Genomic DNA, 17,991 nt, shown 5'->3' on the forward strand with positions numbered 1-17,991 from the left:
GTGCTGGTCGGGGCGGGGGCCGACGGTCTCACCCGCCGGCTCGCGCCGGTGCTGCCCGCGCTGCGGTTCGACGGTGTCGCCGGGCTCGCCCGGTCGGCCCGCGACGGTGTGGCGCTGCCCGTCGTGTCGCCGTCCGATCTGGCCATCGTCCAGTTCACCTCGGGCAGCACCGCCGTGCCCAAGGGCGTGGTGCTGACCCACCGCAACGTCGTGCACGGCACCGCGGCCATCGCCGACGGCATCGGGCTGGCCGACGGCGACCACGGCGCCACCTGGCTGCCGCTCTACCACGACATGGGCCTGTTCGGCGCGTTGAGCGCGATCCTCACCGCGGTGCCGATGACGATCTGGTCGCCGTCGACGTTTATCAAGGATCCGGCGTCGTGGCTGCGTTCGTTCGCCGCGCTCGGCTGCTCCATCCTCCCCTCGCCGAACTTCGGCTACGACGCCCTGCTCGAGGCGGTCGGCCCGGCCGAGGCCGAGGGGCTGGACCTGCGCCGCTGGCGGGTGGCGCTCAACGGCGCGGAGCCGGTCAGCCCGCTCACGGTGCAACGCTTCGGTGCGCGTTTCGCCCCGGCCGGGTTCGCCCCCGAGGCGATGTTCCCCGTCTACGGGATGGCCGAGGCGACCCTCGCCGTCACCTTCCCGCCGCTGGGCCGGCCGCCGGTGACGACGTGGGTCGACCGCGACCGGTTGGCCCGCGACGGCGTCGCGGTGCCGGCGCCCGCGGGCGATCCGGGGGCTCGCGGCCTGGTCGGCGTCGGGCGGCCGGTGCGGGGGATGCGGCTGCGGGTCGTCGACGGCCAGCGCCGCGCCGTCGCCGACGGGACCGTCGGGGAGATCGAGATCTCCGGCGACGCGGTCACCGCCGGCTACCTGACCGCCGGCGGTTCGCCCACGGCGCCCACGGCGCCCGCCGCCGACCCGTCGGGCGAGCGGTGGCTGCCGACCGGCGATCTCGGCTTCCTCGCCGCCGGCGAGCTCCACGTGAGCGGCCGACGCAAGGAGATGATCATCGTCCGTGGGGTGAACTACTACCCCGAGGACGCCGAGGCCCTCGTCCGTGACGCCCCGGGGGTGCACCGGCGCCGGTGCGTCGCCGTCGCCGACGTCGACGACGCCGGAGCCGAGTCGCTGACCATGATCGCCGAAACGGCCCTGGACGGCGCCGCCGACCGGGTTCGGCTGGCCGCCGACCTGCGGGTCGCCGTCGGATCCGCGCTCGGGCTCGCCGAGGTGTCGGTACGCCTGGTCGCCCCAGACGCCCTCCCGCGGACCTCGAGCGGGAAGTTCCGCCGGGTCGAGGCCCGTGACCTCGCCCGCTCGCAACCCCGGTAGCCGCCCGGCCCGACCGTCATCCCGGCCCGACCGTCATCCCGAACCGACCGTCATCCCGAACCGACCGTCATCCCGAACCGACCGTCGCCCCGAACCGGACGGCGCCAGCGATCCCGACGGAGGCAGGCCCGACATGCACGGCTACGACGTCTTCCGCCACTACGAGCAGAAACGCTGGACCCTCGCCGATCTGCCGTTCGACGACATCGACCGCGACCTCGTGCGGCCTGAGTACGTGACGATGGTCAAGAGCTCGGTGATGGGGGAGGCCAACTCGATCGCCGCCCAGCACGGCTTCCTCAACGAGTTCGACGACTACGACTTCTCGACCTTCGTCGCCGTCTGGGGCTACGAGGAACTGCAACACCACTTCGCGTTCCGGACCTGGCTGGACGCGGTCGGCGTGGCGATGCCCACCGCCCCCGTCCAGGCGATGCGCGCGCCCTACGCGCCCGGCACCACGCCGAGCGCCACACTCGCCACGAACATCATCTCCGAGCTGACGGTGAACCACGTCTACCGGTCCGTGGCCGCCTGGGTCGAGGAGCCGGTCCTGCGCTCGCTGATGGCGCGCGCCAGCCGGGACGAGGCCGGCCACGCCCGGGAGTTCCTGCACTACGCGCGCCGCCGCCTCGCGGCGCACCCCGGCGAGCTGCCCTCGGTGCTGGAGACGCTGTACGTGTACACCTCCGAGGCCCGGATCAAGCATCCGGTCGGGGTGTTCAAGTCCGGGTTGGCCGAGGTCGCGAACCACGAGACCATCGACACCGCGTTCGACATGTTCCTCGCGGGCATCGCCACCGAGGGCGAGCTCGACCGCCTCCAGGACAACATCCGCCGCGCCTTCGCCGCGCTCACCGGGCTGGACCTTTCCACCAACGGCCGTGTCCGCCGCCGCCTCGCCGAGGCGCTGGCGTGACCGCGCCGGAGCTGCCCTGGGCGGTCCTGGCGGACTACCGCTGCTTCGGCTGCTCGCCGCACAACTCCCACGGCCTCGCGCTGGAGTTCGACGAGCATCCCGACGGCCTGCAGACCACCTTCGACCTCGGCCGCAGCTACGAGTCGTATCCGGGGGTCGTCCACGGCGGGCTGCTCGGCGTCGTCTGCGACGAGACGATGGGCAACCTCATCGTCGTGCGTACCGGGCTGGTGGCCTTCACCGTCAGCATGCGGATGCGTTACCTCGCCCCGGTCGCCACCGGGCGCAGCTACACGTGCGTGGCCCGCCTCAGCGCCGGCAGCGCCGCCGGGGCCGGTGGCTCGCCCCTGGTCGGCGCCACCGCGGAGATCGTCGACGCCGACGGCATCCCGGTCGCCACCGCGTCCGCGACCTACCGCAACGTCCCCTTCGGCACCGCCCGGGACCGCATCACCCTGACCAACCCCGACGCCGACCGACTCCACCAGGCGCTGTCCACCACCCCGGCGCTGTCCACCACCGCGGACGGCCCCGTCCCCGTTGAGGAGACCCTGTGACCACCGACGCCGACATTCTCCGGCAGATCACCGAGATCGTCGCCCGGGAGCTCGCCGTGCCCGCCGAGTCCCTCGCCGCCGACACCGACCTGCGTGCCGTCGAGGGCGCCGACTCCGTCCGGCTGCTGCGGGTCGTCGCCAGGGCCGAGCAGACCTGGGACATCGAGCTCGACGACTCCGACGTCTTCACCGTCTCCTCCGTCGAGCAGCTCGCCGCCGTCGTCCGCGAGGCACTGCAGGTGAAGGCGGCATGACCACCGTCACGGACCCGCGACCGGGGGAGACCAACCAGCATTACGACCTCGACCCGGAGATCTTCGGGCTGTTCCTCGACCCGCTGCGCAAGTACTCCTCCGGGCTCTACCGGCGCCCCGGGCTCACCCTCGCCGAGGCGCAGGTCGCCAAGCTGCACTTCGTCGCCGACCGGCTGCGGCTGGCCCCCGGGCAGCGGCTGCTCGACGTCGGCTGCGGCTGGGGGTCGCTGATTCTGTTCATGGCGCGGGAGTACCGCGCCGAGGTGACCGGGGTCAGCCCGGCCGGGCGCCAGCACGAGTTCATCGCCGCCCGCGCCGCCGAACTCGGCCTGACCGACCTCGTCTCCACCCGCGTCGGGAAGTTCGCCGATGTCGAGCTCCCGGCACGCTCGTTCGACGCGGTCACCATGCTCGGCTCGATCGTCCACATGCCCGACGTCGACGGGGCGGTGCGCCGCGCCCGGTCCATGCTGCGCCGCGGCGGCCACTTCTACGTCTCGGAGAGCTGCTTTCGCAACACCGCGGCCCGCGACGAGTTCGACCGCCGCGCCGGCACCGAGTTCGTGCGAAACTCGATCTTCGGCTGGGGCGACATGCGGCCGCTGTCGGAGCTGGTGCGCGCGGTCGAGGACGCCGGCTTCTCGGTGACGAGCGTCGACGACCTCACCGACGACTACCGCCGCACCATCGACGACTGGCTGGCACGCGTCGCCGTCGGCGCGGCCGCGATCGACGAGCTGCGCCCGGGCACGTCGGCGGAACTCACCCGCTACCTGGAGGTCGCGAACGCGGGCTGGGGCTTCACGACCAAGCACTACGCGCTGGTCTGCCGCAACGCCCGCTGACCGGCGCCCGCGCCGACGTCCGTCCAGGAGGACAGATGACAGCCACGACCGGCCCGCACCTGACGGCCCCCGCGCAACCCCGCGAGCCCGTGACCTCGGGACGCCGGCTGATCCCCGCCCGGTCGGTCGGACTGCCTGCCGAGGACGTCGACCGGGCGGTCACCGCCTTCATGACCGCCTCCCCGGTGACCCGCCGGTGGGACGTCGAGACCGGTTTCGACTGGGCGGCGGCCGACGCCGACCGGCTCACCGAGGGCCAGCGGTCCGCCGTCCGGTTCATCACGTTCATCGAGGATCACCTGCCCGGCTACTTCGCCCTCTACGGCAGCCGGTTCCCGCTCGACAGCGACGTCGACGTGGAGACGTTCCTGCTCAACCGCGAGATCTACCACTTCACCGTGCGCTGGGCCCAGGAGGAGGACAGCCACGCCCGCGCCCTGTTCCGCTACCAGGTGGCGTCGGGCCTCGCACAGCCGGCGGCGCTGCGCCGCGAACTCGCCGAGGAGGGGCGCAAGCAGTTCGCCCTGCCGCACGAGCACCCGGCCGCGCTGTTCGCCTACACCCTCGTGCAGGAGAAGGCGACCCAGATCTACTACCAGAACCTGCGGGCGGTCGTCGGCGACCCGGTGCTCGCCGAGGTCCTGGGCCGCCTGAGCCGCGACGAGGCCCGCCACTTCACCTTCATGGCCGACATGGTCGACCTCTACCTGCGCCACTACGGCGACGCGGTCGTCGAGCCGATCCGCGAGGCGGTGGCGCAGTTCCGGATGCCGCTGGCCGACACGCTGCGCGGCTACTGGCGCTGGGCGCTGCGGATCGCCGACACCGCCCACTACGACCACACCGAGGCCTACGAGCATCTCGTCCGGGTCGTGCGCCGGGCCGTCGACGCGCCGTCCGACCGCGTCGACGAACTGGCCGGTTTCGTGCGCGCCTGCCGCGCGACGGACCCGACTCCCACGCCGCGGTAGCCGCGGCACCCGACTGCCCGTCCCCACTCCAGGAGCCCGCCGTGGACATCGGTATCGACACGTCTCCCGTCCTGTCCGCCGGCACCGCGCCGGCCCTGACCCCGCCGGCGGATCTCACGGTCGACCAGGCGGCGCTGAACATCTTCGACCCCGCCTGGAATCACGACACCTTCCCCAACTATCAGGTCCTGCGCGAGGCCGGTCCGTTCGTGTCCGGCCCGCTGGGCCTGCGGCTGGTGACCCGGTACCGGGCAGTCGAGGCGATCCTGCAGGACTCGGCGTGGAGCCACGCCGAGGAAGGCGAGATCATGCATCCCGACAGCGACGGCTCCGACCTGCCGACGTCGTTTCTGTGGATGGAGCCGCCGGATCACACCCGGATCCGCCGGCTCGTCGGCAAGGCGTTCAGCGCGCGGCGGATCGAGGGGCTGCGCGCGCGGGTCACCGAGCTCGCGGACGGGCTTGTCGACGCGGCGATCGCCGCGGGCGAGGTCGACCTGGTCGAGGCGATCGCCTACCCGCTGCCGCTGACGATCATCGCCGAGCTGATGGGCGTGCCGGCGTCCGACCACGCGGCGGTGCGGTCGATGTCCTTCGGGCTCGCCCGCGGCCTGGACCCCGACACTCTGCTGTCCCAGGCCGAGATCGACCATCGGCGCAGCTCGGCCGCGGCGTTCCGGGAGTACTTCACCGATCTCGTCGCGCGCCGTCGCGCCGACCCGGCCGACGACCTCGTCAGCGCGCTGGCCCTGGCGGAGGCCGAGGGCGATCGGCTGACGAGCGACGAGATGCTCGCGACCCTGGTGGTGCTGCTCGTCGCCGGGCACGAGACCACCGTCAGCCTGCTCTCCAGCACGTTCCTGATGCTGATGCGCAACCCCGACCAGTACGCGGCGCTGCGGGCGAACCCGGACCTGGCCGCGCCCGCCGTCGACGAGCTGATGCGCTACTGCACCCCGTCGCACCTCACCACCCGGGTCGCGACCCGCGACGTCGAGGTGCTCGGCGAGACGTTCGCCGCGGGCGACGGGGTGATCATCCTGCTCGCGTCGGCGAACCGTGACGCCGCCTGCTACGCCGACCCCGAACGGCTCGACCTTGCCCGGTACGCGGGCGGCGGCCCGGTGCCCCGCCATCTCGGGTTCGGCCGCGGCCACCATTACTGCATCGGCGCGCCGATGGTCCGCCTGGAGACGGAACTGCTGCTGCGGACGGTGGCACGGCGCGCGCCCCGGCTGACGCCGCTGGTCGACCCGCCGCCCTACCGACCCAACCTCATCGTGCGTGGCATCGCCGAACTGCCGGTGCAAATCGCCGGTTGACCGCCGGCGCCCGCCGGCCTGGTGTGGTGGGGCTCACGCCCGTCGGCAGGTGCCCGACACTCCGGTGACGCGCTGCGGGAACATGCGGTTCACCAGGGGTTATCTGGCACCGTTACGCTTGCGCTCGACGCCCCTGTGGAGGTGGCAATGGAGTTGCGGCACCTGGTGTCATTCCTTGCTATCGCGGACGAGCTGCATTTCGGCCGCGCTGCCGCTCGACTACATCTTTCGCAGCCATCCCTGAGTCAACAACTACAACGACTGGAACGAGGTCTCGGTGTCGAGCTGGTGGCCCGGACATCACACGATGTCCGGCTCACCGCGGCCGGAAAAGCCTTCGAAGCCGAGGCGCGAGCCATCATCTCACAGATGCACAAGGCTACCCACACCGCCCGAGAGGTCGCGGCCGGCCGGACCGGGGTGGTGAGCGTCGGGTACAACTTCCCCGGCGGCCAGCACGTCGTGCCGGCGGCGCTGACGAAGATGTCCGCCGAATATCCCGACGTTTCCGTCACGCTGGTGGAACAGCGCACCGGTCCGCAGCTTTCCGCGCTGGCCGCCGGTGACCTCGACGTCGCGATCGTCTACGGTCGGCCGGCCTCGCCCGACTTCCGCTCCCGGCGACTTTTCCGGGTGCCTCTCGTCGCGGTCGTCGGCCACGGGCACACGTGGGCGGGGCGCGGTGGCATTCCCTTCGGGGAACTCGCCCGCCAGCAGTGCGTTCTGTTCGCCCGGGAGAAGAGCCCGGCGATGTACGACGCGATCCAGGCGGCCGCCGAGACCTGCGGCATCACCCTGTCGGTCGCCCACGAGGTGGACGACCCGAGCGCAACCGCGATCGTCGTCTCGGTGAAACCGCTGGTCGGGTTCGCCTCGGTGTCGCGTGGGTTGAACATCGGCTCCGCGGTCGGGGGCCCGCGGCCAGCCGCCGTCCAGCTCTACGACCCGGTGCCCACCCTGGACCTCTACGTGGTGTGGCGGGCGGCGAATTCGGCGCCACTGGTGGATATCTTCGTCGACTGTATCGAGGCGGCCCGGCCGTTCCAGGTTCCAGCATACGGCCGGGTCGAATCAAGGGCGAGGCGATAGGAAAGGCCGACCGCTCATTCAGGGAAAGGGCCTTGCCGCGTTCTCGGAATAATCCGAGACTCGGGCGTGGAAAGCGGAAACGCACTTCAGGAGTGCGGATGGCTGCGTCCGCGCCACGCGGAAAGGTGATGACACGTGCAGAAATCCACCTCGGCCGGCGGTCCCGTGCTGGCGGACGACCAGGGGATCTGGTCCGTGGTCGAAGGCCGCGCCCGGGCGCACCCCGAGCGGCCGCTGCTGGGCCGCACCGACCTTCCCGGCGAAGCGATCCGCGAGATCAGCAGCGGTGAGTTCGCCGAGCAGGCCCGGACGGTGGCGGCCGAGCTGCTCGCCGTCGGGGTCGGGCACGGTGACCGGGTCGCGGTCATGGGGCGCACCGGCTATCCCTGGGCGCTGCTGAACGTCGCCGCCCTCGGCATCGGCGCGGTGATCGTCCCGGTGTACCCGACGGCGTCGCAGGTGCAGGTCCGCCACGTGCTGACCGACTCCGGCGCCGCCTGGGCGTTCGCCGAGACCGACGAGCAGGTCCGGCAGGTCGGCGAGGCCGGCGCGGACGGGCTGCGCCGGCCGGCGTGGCCGCTGGGACAGGTCGACGCCTGGGTGGCCGCCGCGGCGGCGGGCTCGACCGACACCAGCGTCGACGTCGGCGCGCGGCGGGCGGCGTTCGACGAGGAGTTCGCCCAGCGCGCCGGCAAGGTCCGTGCCGACGACCTGGCCATGATCATTTACACCAGTGGCACGACGGGCCTGCCGAAGGGGTGCATGCTCACCCACCGCAACATGTTCGCCTCCTCGGCCGGTACGGTCGAGCAGACCGGCGCACTGTTTCGCACCGCCGAGGACGGCGCGCAGGCCACCACGGCGCTGTGCCTGCCGCTGTCGCACGTGTTCGGGCAGACGATGCTGTTCGCCTGCCTGTATGCCGGGACGCGCACGGTCCTGCTTCCCGGGATACCCGAGCTGCTGCCCGCGATGGCGGCGATCCGCCCGACGTTCCTGGCCCTCGTGCCCTACGCGCTGGAGAAGATCCGCAAGCGGGTGCGCGAGCTGCCGGACGACGAGATCGCCGCGGTGTTCGGCGATCGGCTGACCCAGGTGATCTGCGGCGGTGCCTCGCTCGACGACACGACCGCGGCGTTCTTCGCCAGCGCCGGCGTCGAGGTGCTGAACTGCTACGGCCTGACCGAGGCCGCCACGGCGGTCACGGTGAACGCCCTGGCGACCAACCGGCGGGCGACCGTGGGACGGCCGATTCCCGGGACGACGGTCGCGATCGCTGACGACGGGGAGGTGCTCGTCCAGGGCGCCAACGTCTCGCCCGGCTACTGGTCGGCCGGCGAACGCGCCGTCGGCCGCGACGCCACCGGTCCCGGCGAGGATCGCTGGCTGCACACCGGCGACATCGGTCACCTCGACCCCGACGGCTACCTGGTCATCACCGGGCGCCGCAAGGAGATCCTGGTGACCAACGGCGGCAAGAACGTCGCGCCGACGCCGCTGGAGGACCGGGTGCGGCTGCACCCGCTGGTCAGCAACTGCATGGTCGTCGGGGAGGCCCGCTCGTTCGTCGCCGCCCTGATCACCCTGGACCGGGCCACCCTCGCCGGCTGGGCCGCGGCGAACGGTGTCGGTCTCGACGGGGCCCTCGGCGGGGCCGCCGACGGGGCCGCCGACGGGGCGGACGACTGGCGTGAGCACCCTCGACTACTCGCCGAGCTGCAGCTCGCCGTGGACGACGCCAACAGCCTCGTCTCGCGCGCCGAGTCGATCCGGAAGTTCCGCGTGCTGGACACCGACTTCACGGTCGAAAACGGACATCTCACGCCGTCCATGAAGCTTCGTCGCGCGATCATCGAACGGGATTTCACCGAGGCGATCGCATTTATTTACCAGTGATGTGCACCACTCGATTGACCCGCCTTATCGGCCGATGATATGTCGGCCGGAGGATTGACCGAAGTTCAGCCCTATCAGCACCATGACAAAGTAGCCGGCCCGAACGCTGCGCTGCCGGCCGCCGCCGGCATACAACGGGAGGACAATGTCATGTACGACGTCATCGTGGTGGGTGCGCGCTGCGCCGGATCGCCCTTGGCGATGCTGCTCGCGCGGCAGGGGCACAAGGTACTCGTGGTGGACAGGGCGACTTTTCCGAGTGACACCGTCTCGACGCACTACATTCACCAGGCCGGCCTGTCCCGACTCAAGGACTGGGGTGTTCTTGACCGACTCGTCGCCACCAGTCCGCCGCCGATGCGCCATCTGACCTTCTCCTACACCGACATCTTCCTCGAGGGTTTCGCGGACCCGATCGACGGAATCACCGAGGCTTACTCCCCGCGCCGGACGATCCTCGACGAGATCCTCGTCGACGAGGCGCGAGGGGCCGGCGCCGAGGTCCTCGAGGGGTTCACCGTCACCGAAGTGGTCTTCGCCGAGGGGCGCGCCGCCGGCGTGCGCGGGCGTGTCGGCGACGGCCCGGAGCGCGAGTTCACCGCCCGGTTCGTCGTCGGCGCCGACGGCCGCAACTCGACCGTGGCGGGCCTGGTCGGGGCCGAGATCTACCGGTCGGTCCCCGCGTCGTGCTTCGTCTACTACTCGTACTACGACGGGCTGGACTGGCCGTTCCACCACCGCACCGGCTTCGGCCAGCAGCAGCTCGGCGCGTGGCCGACGCACAACGACCAGCACCTCGTCGCGGTCATGCGTCGCAAGGAGCGGATGCGTGAGTTCCGGGCGGACGTCGAGGGCAGCTTCCACGAGATCATCGACCAGGTCGTGCCCGAACTCGGTGAAGACCTGCGCGCGAACGGAAAGCGAGCGGAGAACTTCCGCGCCATGGCCTATCCGGACAACTTCTACCGCCGTTCCGCCGGCCCCGGCTGGGCCCTGGTCGGCGACGCCGGATACCACAAGGACCCGTTCACCGGCTGGGGCATCACCGACGCGTTGAAGTACACCGAGGTGCTCGCCGAAAAGCTGCACGAGGGTCTTTCCGGAAATCGCCCGATCGACGAGGCGGTCGACGAGTACACGAAGATCCGTGACGCCGAGAGCAACGGCACCTTCGAACTCACCTGCAGCCTCGCGGAACTCAGCCTCACCCCCTACTACGACTCGGTGTTCCGGGCCACCAGCATGAGCCCGGAGTACACGACGAAATTCTTCGGCCTCATCGCCGGCGGCATTCCCGGCGAGGAGTTCTTCGCCCCGAGGAACCTCGAGCGGCTGTACGCCGACGTCGACTTCCCGGCCGACCGGAGGATTCTCACCCGTTCCTGAGCGCCGCCTTCGCGCCGCCGACCGCCACGAAAGGGAAAGGCCCGCAGATGCCCGCAGTCAGGTTCACGGCCCTCGGCGACAGCTTCGTCGAGGGCCGCGGTGACGTCGCCGCCGACGGTTCCTACATCGGCTGGGCCAGCCGATTTGCCCGGCGGATGGGCGTCGCCACCCGCGAGGTCCGCAACCTCGGCGCCTACCAGACGACCACGCAGCAGGTCGTCGACCAGCAGCTGCGCCCCGCCCTGGCACGCAAGTCGCCGCTGATCGGCGTGGTGGTCGGCGTCAACGACCTCGTCGCGGACTACGACCCCGACCGGTTCGCCCGCAACATCGACACGATCTTCCGGTCGCTGGCCGGCCTGGACACCACGGTGTTCACCGCCAGCTACCCCGACATCCCCGCCAACCTGCCGCTGCCGGAGGAGTTCCGCGGCCTGCTGCGCGCGCGGTTCACGTTCGCGAACACCGTGCTGCGGGAGGTGTGCGACGCGACCGGAACGCTGCACCTGGACATCGCCGCCCGCGAGGACTGGGCCGGGCGGCGGCTGTGGAGCCCCGACGGCCTGCATCCCAACGCCGAGGGCCACCGCCTGTTCGCCGAGCAGATGGCGGACCTCGTCGAGCGCGCGTCCTGGCTGACCGCCGCCTGAGCCGCACCGCCCGCCGGCGTCGTCCGGCAGAGAAGGGAAGATCGTGACCCAGCCAGCGCTCCCCCCGAGCCCGACCGAACCCGACGGTTTCGACGCCCGCCGGCTCGCCCGGACCCCGATCGCGATTGTGGGCATGTCGGGCCTGTTCCCGATGGCCCGCAACCACCGCGAGTACTGGCAGAACGTCGTCGACGGTGTGGACTGCACGACGGAGGTGCCGCCCTCGCGGTGGAACCTGGACGACTACTACGACAGCGACCCCACCTCCCCGGACAAGACCTACTCGCGGCGCGGCGCCTTCATCCCGGACGTCGAGTTCAGCCCGCTGGAGTTCGGCATGCCGCCGAACCAGCTCGAGGTCACCAGCACGATGCAGACCCTGAGCCTCGGGGTCGCCCGCGATCTGCTGCGCGACGCGGGCGCCCGCGACGCCGAGGGGGCCGACGCCGACTGGTACGACTCCGGGCGCACTGGCGTCGTGCTCGGCACCACCGGCCCGGTCCCGCTCATGCATCCGCTGGCGGCCCGGCTGTCGACGCCGGTGCTGCGCGAGGCGGTGCGCAGCTGTGGGCTGAGCGAGGCCGACGCCGACGCGATCAGCCACAAGTACGTCGAGGCGTTCGCGCCCTGGGAGGAGAACTCCTTTCCCGGCCTGCTCGCGAACGTGGTGGCCGGCCGGGTCGCCAACCGGCTCGGCCTCGGTGGGATGAACACGACGGTCGACGCGGCCTGCGCGGCGTCGCTGTCCGCGGTCCGCCTCGCCGTGGCGGAGCTGGTCGACGGCCGCGCCGACACCATGATCACCGGTGGTGTCGACACCGAGAACACGATCTTCATCTACATGTGCTTCTCCAAGGTGCAGGCACTGTCCAGGAGCGGCACGATCAGCCCCTTCTCCGACGACGCCGACGGCACCCTGCTCGGCGAGGGCATCGGCATGCTGGCGCTGCGCCGCCTCGCCGACGCCCGGCGCGACGGCAACCGCATCTACGCGGTCATCCGCGGGATCGGCTCGTCCAGCGACGGCCGCTCCAAGAGCATCTACGCCCCCCGGGCCGAGGGCCAGCGGGTGGCGCTCGACCGCGCCTACCACGACGCCGACTGTTCCCCGGCGTCGGTGGAGCTGTTCGAGGCCCACGCCACCGGCACGGCCGTCGGCGACCGCACCGAGCTGACGGCGCTCGGCGGCCTGCTGCGCGACGCCGGCGACGAACGCAACTACGCGGCGCTGGGCAGCGTGAAGTCCCAGATCGGCCACACCAAGGGCGCCGCCGGCACCGCCAGCCTGATGAAGCTCGCCCTCGGCCTCTACCACAAGGTGCTGCCGCCGACGATCAACGTCGAGCGGCCGAACAGCGCCGTCGACTTCACCGACGCCCCCTTCTACGTCAACGTCGCGAACCGGCCGTGGATCCGCGACCCGCACCGGCCCGTGCGCCGGGCCGCCGCGTCCGCGATGGGTTTCGGCGGGACGAACTTCCACGTCGTCCTCGAGGAACACTCGGGCGACCGGTCAGCCGTGCGCGCGTTGCACCGCACCGCCCGCGCGCACCTGTGGCACGCCCCGGACGTCTCCGCACTGGTGGAACTGCTGCGCTCCAGCGCGCCGAGCGGCGACGGCCCCATCCCCGCCGACGCGGCCCGGGTCGGCTTCGTCACCGCCGCGGACGCTGACGACGACGCCGTCGACGAGCTGCGCGAGCTGGCGATCTCCCAGCTCGGCCGGTCCCCGGACGCGGCCGAATGGTCGCATCCGCGCGGCATCCACTTCCGCCGCGCCGCCCGCCCGGGCGCCACCGTCGCCGGCCTGTTCGCCGGGCAGGGCAGCCAGTACCTCGACATGGGCCTGGACGCCGCGGTGAACGTCCCGCCGGTCGGCGCCGCCTTCGACGAGGCCAACGCGGCGTTCGACGGCGCCGCGCGGCGCCTCGCGCCGATCGTGTTCCCGCCGCCGGTGTTCGCCGCGGACCTGCGCCAGGCGCAGGAGACCGCCCTGCGCGCCACCGAACACGCCCAGCCGGCGATCGGCGCGCTGTCCGTCGGCCAGCTGCGCTACCTGCGCGAGCTCGGCCTGCGTCCCGCCGGCTACCTGGGCCACAGCTTCGGCGAGCTGACCGCTCTGCACGCCGCCGGGGCGCTCGACGCCGCCGGCTACTTCCGCCTCGCCCGCGAACGCGGCCTGGCCATGGCGCCCCCCGCCGGTGACTCCGGTGACTCCGGCGATTCCGGCGACCGCGGCACCATGGCCGCGGTGCCCGCGGCGCGCGACCGGGTCGCCGCGATGCTGACCGAGCACCCCGACCTGGTGATCTGCAACCACAACGCCCCGGAGCAGGTCGTCGTCGGCGGGCCGAGCGAGGCCGTTGCCGCCTTCGTGCGCCGCTGCGCCAACGAGGGCCTCGACGCCCGCCCGCTGCCGGTCTCCGCCGCCTTCCACACCCGCTACGTCGCCCACGCGGTCGACCGCTTCGCCGAGGCGCTGAACATTGTCGGGATCGGCGAGCCGGTCGCGCCGGTCTACTCCAACACCCGCGGCGCGACCTACGGCGCGGACAGCGCCGCCAATGCCGCCGTGCTCGCCCGCCAGCTCCTCGAGCCGGTCGAGTTCGTCGACGCGGTCCGCGCCGCCCACGCCGCCGGCTGCGACATCTTCGTCGAGTTCGGCCCGAAGCAGGTGCTGACCCGCCTCGTCCGCCAGATCCTCCCCGACGCCGACGTCGTCGCGATCCCCACCGACGCGGGCCCGCTGGGCAACTCCGACGTCGCCCTGAAGCAGGCGGCCGTGCAGCTCGCCGTGCTCGGCGTCGAACTCGCCGGCATCAACCGGCACCAGGCCGCGTCGCTCGAGGCGATCCCCGCCAAGGGTCCGACGATCACCCTGTCGGCGCCCGAGTACACCCCGGCGTCGCGCAAGGCGGCCTACGACGCGGCTCTGTCCGACGGCTACCGCATCATCACCGCGGCCGCCGTGCCCGCCCCCCGGGCCGAGACCACGACCGAGGTGACCACGGTGCAGTACGTCCCCGCCGACGCGACCGCGTCGATCGGCACCGCCGTCAACGGTTCCGGCACCAACGGTGCAGCTGTGAACGGCGCGGCCATCAACGGCGCGGCCATCAACGGTTCCGCCGCGACCGGGGCTGGCGTCAACGGCGCCACCGTGAACGGTCACGGCGTGGACCGCAACGGCTCCGGGTACCAGTCCGAGCCGGCCGCCGCCCACCACGCGCAGCCCGGCCTGGCCGGCCCGACCGACGGGGGAGTGGCGTTGCCCACCGGAGCCGACATCCTCGCCCAGCAGGTCAACCTCCACGCCGTTTACCTGGAGAGCCAGCTCGACGTGGCCAACCGGCTCGTCGGCGCGCTGCAGGAGTACCAGCGCCGCGGTCAGGCCGACGAGCGCTTCACCGATGCCGTCGCCACCGTCGCGAGCCAGAGCGTGGTGATCGGCCAGACGCACAGCCGGGCCAACGAGGTCCTGGCCCAGCTCGCCGAGCTGGAGCTGGCGACGCTCGACCCGACCGCCCCGCTGGCGGGCGCAGGCCGCGGCCCGTCTCTGCCGACGTCGTTCGGCCAGGCACCGGCGCGCCGCGAGATCCTCGCTCCCCTGCCCGTCCTGTCCGCCCCCACTGCCGCACCGAGCCCGGTGACGATTCCGGCCCAGGCTCCTGCCGCGGCCCCGGCGCCCGCTCCCACCCCGGCGCAGGCTCCGGCCGCCGCCGCGGCGCCGGTCCAGGTTGCGCCGGCGGCTGCCGCAGGCGCGGTGGACCGGGAGGCGGTGCGGGGTGCGTTGGTCGAGGTGGTGGCGGAGAAGACGGGTTATGCCGCGGACATGATCGATACCGGGATGGATCTGGAGGCTGATCTCGGGGTTGACTCGATCAAGCGGGTGCAGGTGTTGGGGGCGTTGCGGGAGCGGTTCCCGCAGTCGCCGACGGTGGGTCCGGAGCAGCTCGCGGAGCTGCGGACGTTGGATCAGATCGCCGACTTCGTCTCCGCCGCACCGCCCGTCTCCGCCGCACCGCCCGGCTCGGCCGCATCGACCGCCACGGCCGATGGCCTGAAGGCAGGTGGTGTCGACCCAAAAGCCGGTGAGCCGGCGCGGGCGCCGCGCCGGCCCATCCGACTGGTGACCCTGCCCCCGGTCGACCGGCTCGACCGCCCGTACGCCGACTCCCCGGTGGCCGTCGTCGTCCACCGGGGCACCCCGAGCGCCGTCCTCGACGGCCTGCGCCAGCGGGGATGGACCGTGCGGGAGGCCGATCTCGGCGCCGCCGCCGGCCCGGCCCTGCCGACGTCCGACGCGGTGGACAAGGCCCTGGCCACGGCTTTTGAGGGCCGGGTGGATCTCGCCCTGACCGTCCTGACCCCGGGTTCCGACTGGGCGGACTCTGTGGCCGTGCTCGCGGAGACCGTCCTGGTCGCGCGGCACGCCCACGGGCCGCTCGCGGCGAGCGCCGCGGACGGTTCCCGCGCCGCCTTCGTCACCCTCACCCGCATCGACGGCGGGCTGGGCCACCTGGGCCCGGCCGCGGCGGCGACGGCCCTGCTCGGCGGGGTCGGCGGCGTCGTGAAGACGCTGGCCGCGGAGACCCCGCAGCTGTTCTGCCGGGCGCTCGACGTCGCACCGGATCTCGCCGACGATGCCGTCGCCGCACTGCTCGACGCCGAACTGCACGACGTGGCCCGAGACGCCCCCGAGGTCGGCATCGACGCCGCCTCGGTGCGCCGGACGGTCGTCCCCGGCCTGTTCGACCCGCTCGCTGCGGCCGATCCCGCCGGTACCGATCCCGGCGGTGCCGAGGCCGCGGCTGCCGGCGGGGGCACGGACGCCGTCACGGTCGGCGCGGACGACGTCCTCGTCGTCTCCGGTGGAGCCCGCGGCGTCACGGCGCTGTGCGTGCGGGCCCTCGCCGAACGGGCCCCAGCCAGCTTCGTGCTACTGGGCCGTTCGCCGCTGGCCGACGAGCCCGGCTGGGCCGTCGGAGTCGCCGTCGGAGAGCTCAAGGCGGCCGTGATCGCCCAGCTGCGGACCACGGGCACCCGTCCCACCCCGCGCGAGGTCGAGGGCGTCTACCAGGGGCTGCTGGCCCAGCGGGAGATCCGCGAGACGCTGGCGGCGGTCGAGGCCGCGGGTGCGCGGGCACGGTACGTCGCGGTCGACGTCACCGACGCCGACGCCCTGCGCGCCGCGCTCGGGGACCTGCGTGGGCAGGTCACCGGCGTGGTCCACGGCGCGGGGGTGCTCGCCGACGCGCTGCTGCCCGCGAAGTCCGCCGCGGACGTGGCCCGGGTATTCGCCCCGAAGCTGACCGGGCTGCGGGCGTTGCTCGACGCCCTCGACGGTGCCCCGCTGCGTCACCTGATCCTGTTCACCTCTGTCGCCGGGCTGTACGGCAACCCCGGCCAGGCCGACTACGCCGCCGCGAACGAGGCCCTGTGCCGGGTGGCGGCCTCGATGAAGCATGACCGTCCCGACTGGCATGTCACCGCGATCGACTGGGGTGCCTGGGACGGCGGCATGGTGACCCCCGCCCTGCGGGAGCTGTTCCGGGCGCGCGGCGTGGAGCTGCTGGCCCCCGACGCGGGTGCCGGCGCCTTCGCCGACGCGTTCCGGCCCGACCACACCGACGAGGTGTGTGTGCTCGTCGGGCCGGGCCGCTCCCTGGCGGATCCGGCTGCGGCCGGCGGGCCGGCCGTGCGTGCCCGCCGGTCGCTCACCTGGATCGTCGACCATCCCGTGATCGCCGCCCACCGGGTCGGGGAGCATCGGGTGCTCCCGGCGACGTTCGGCCTCGGCTGGATGATCAACAATGTGGAGCGATCCCACCCGGGGCGGCGCGTCGTCGAGGTCCGCGACTTCGCGGTGCACAAAGGCATCGTCTTCGACGGTGCCTTTCCCGACAGCGCGCAGGTCTTCCTCGACTCCCCGGTCCCGGCTGCGGCTGCGGACGGTCTGCTGGTGCGCGTCGCGGTGCGTAGTGACGGTTCCGGCCGGCTGCCGGTGTCGCACTACGCGGCCACGTTCGTGCTCGCGGCGGCCGACGCCGCCGCGACCCGGCCGGCTGTCGTGCTGCCCGGCTGGCCCGGCTACCGGCTGGGGGAGGGCCCACCCGACGCCCTGGCCATCTACACCGAGGGCACCCAGTTCCACGCCCCACGGCTGCAGGGCATGCGTCGGGTGCTGGCTCGCGGCGCGGACCGGCTGGTCCTCGAATGCCAGCTTGACGACGACGCCGACCTGCGGGCCGCGTTCGGTGGGGCGCTGCACAGCCCGGTCCTCGCTGACGTGCTCCTGCAGGGACCGCCGGTGCTCGGCAAGGCGCTGCTCGGGCAGGCCTGCCTGCCGCTGGGTATCGGCCGCGCCGAGTACTTCCATCCCCTGCCCGACGCCGCGCCCTTCGTCCTCGTCCTGGACCGGGCGCGCATCGACGCCGGCGGCGGCACGGCGACCGTGACCGCGACCGCCTGCGCCCCGGACGGCACCGTCCTGGTGCGGTTCACCGATGTCACGGTCGCCGCCACGGCCGGCATGGCGGCGAAGTTCACCGAAGCCGTCCGTGCCTGGCAGCAGACCCCGACCGCGGACCACATCCCGAGCGAGAACGAGGACGACCCGTCATGACCTTGGTCGACCAGGCCGAGCGCCTCGACTTCGTCGGCGAACCGTTCGACCCGCTGGCCTTCGCCGCCCCCGCGTCGACGCCCGCCGCCGAACCGTCCGCGCCGCCGCCGCCGCCGACGCCGCCGCCCGCCTTCCCGCC

At 72.7% G+C, this 17,991-nt stretch carries 12 protein-coding genes and 1 pseudogene; all 13 read left to right on the forward strand.

All coding sequences use genetic code 11. The features are described 5' to 3' along the window. On the forward strand, nt 1-1,338 hold a 1,338-nt coding region (locus NBZ83_RS18425), incomplete at its 5' end, for an AMP-binding protein (RefSeq protein ID WP_261575484.1). A 133-nt stretch (nt 1,339-1,471) separates the two neighbouring features. Next, nucleotides 1,472-2,257 (forward strand): ferritin-like domain-containing protein, encoded by a 786-nt coding sequence (locus tag NBZ83_RS18430; protein WP_261567431.1) that lies wholly within the window; start codon nt 1,472-1,474, stop codon nt 2,255-2,257. After that, nucleotides 2,254-2,814 carry a PaaI family thioesterase gene (locus NBZ83_RS18435; RefSeq protein WP_261567432.1) on the forward strand — a complete coding sequence of 187 codons (561 nt, stop codon included), beginning with the start codon at nt 2,254-2,256 and terminating at the stop codon, nt 2,812-2,814. Before NBZ83_RS18430 ends, NBZ83_RS18435 begins: the two co-directional genes overlap by 4 nt. Next, nucleotides 2,811-3,068: an acyl carrier protein gene (locus tag NBZ83_RS18440; protein WP_261567433.1), complete on the forward strand. Its 258-nt coding sequence runs from the start codon at nt 2,811-2,813 to the stop codon at nt 3,066-3,068. Before NBZ83_RS18435 ends, NBZ83_RS18440 begins: the two co-directional genes overlap by 4 nt. Next, complete coding sequence (locus NBZ83_RS18445) at nt 3,065-3,913, forward strand: SAM-dependent methyltransferase (protein WP_261567434.1); 849 nt, start codon at nt 3,065-3,067, stop codon at nt 3,911-3,913. Before NBZ83_RS18440 ends, NBZ83_RS18445 begins: the two co-directional genes overlap by 4 nt. Before the next feature lie 35 nt (nt 3,914-3,948). After that, nucleotides 3,949-4,884 carry an acyl-ACP desaturase gene (locus tag NBZ83_RS18450; protein ID WP_261575485.1) on the forward strand — a complete coding sequence of 312 codons (936 nt, stop codon included), beginning with the start codon at nt 3,949-3,951 and terminating at the stop codon, nt 4,882-4,884. 41 nt (nt 4,885-4,925) lie between these two features. Then, nucleotides 4,926-6,206 (forward strand): cytochrome P450, encoded by a 1,281-nt coding sequence (locus NBZ83_RS18455; RefSeq protein WP_261567436.1) that lies wholly within the window; start codon nt 4,926-4,928, stop codon nt 6,204-6,206. A gap of 147 nt (nt 6,207-6,353) precedes the next feature. Continuing rightward, nucleotides 6,354-6,527: pseudogene (locus NBZ83_RS34610) on the forward strand (LysR family transcriptional regulator); the annotation flags it as partial. Nucleotides 6,528-6,575: 48 nt separating this feature from the next. Further along, entirely contained in the window at nt 6,576-7,295 is a 720-nt protein-coding gene (locus tag NBZ83_RS18460) for a LysR substrate-binding domain-containing protein (protein WP_308203808.1), read from the forward strand. Nucleotides 7,296-7,430: 135 nt separating this feature from the next. After that, complete coding sequence (locus NBZ83_RS18465; RefSeq protein ID WP_261567438.1) at nt 7,431-9,191, forward strand: AMP-dependent synthetase/ligase; 1,761 nt, start codon at nt 7,431-7,433, stop codon at nt 9,189-9,191. A 150-nt stretch (nt 9,192-9,341) separates the two neighbouring features. Then, complete coding sequence (locus NBZ83_RS18470; protein WP_261567439.1) at nt 9,342-10,577, forward strand: NAD(P)/FAD-dependent oxidoreductase; 1,236 nt, start codon at nt 9,342-9,344, stop codon at nt 10,575-10,577. A 47-nt stretch (nt 10,578-10,624) separates the two neighbouring features. Beyond that, the gene (locus NBZ83_RS18475; RefSeq protein WP_261567440.1) at nt 10,625-11,227 is read left to right on the forward strand and encodes an SGNH/GDSL hydrolase family protein; all 603 of its coding nucleotides are present in this window, start codon (nt 10,625-10,627) and stop codon (nt 11,225-11,227) included. A gap of 43 nt (nt 11,228-11,270) precedes the next feature. Then, nucleotides 11,271-17,852, forward strand: coding sequence for a type I polyketide synthase (locus NBZ83_RS18480; RefSeq protein ID WP_261575486.1), 6,582 nt, complete (start codon nt 11,271-11,273; stop codon nt 17,850-17,852). Nucleotides 17,853-17,991: the final 139 nt, after the last annotated feature.

Origin of the sequence: Frankia gtarii (assembly GCF_025403375.1) — a bacterium.
Classification (GTDB): Bacteria; Actinomycetota; Actinomycetes; order Frankiales; family Frankiaceae; genus Frankia; species Frankia gtarii.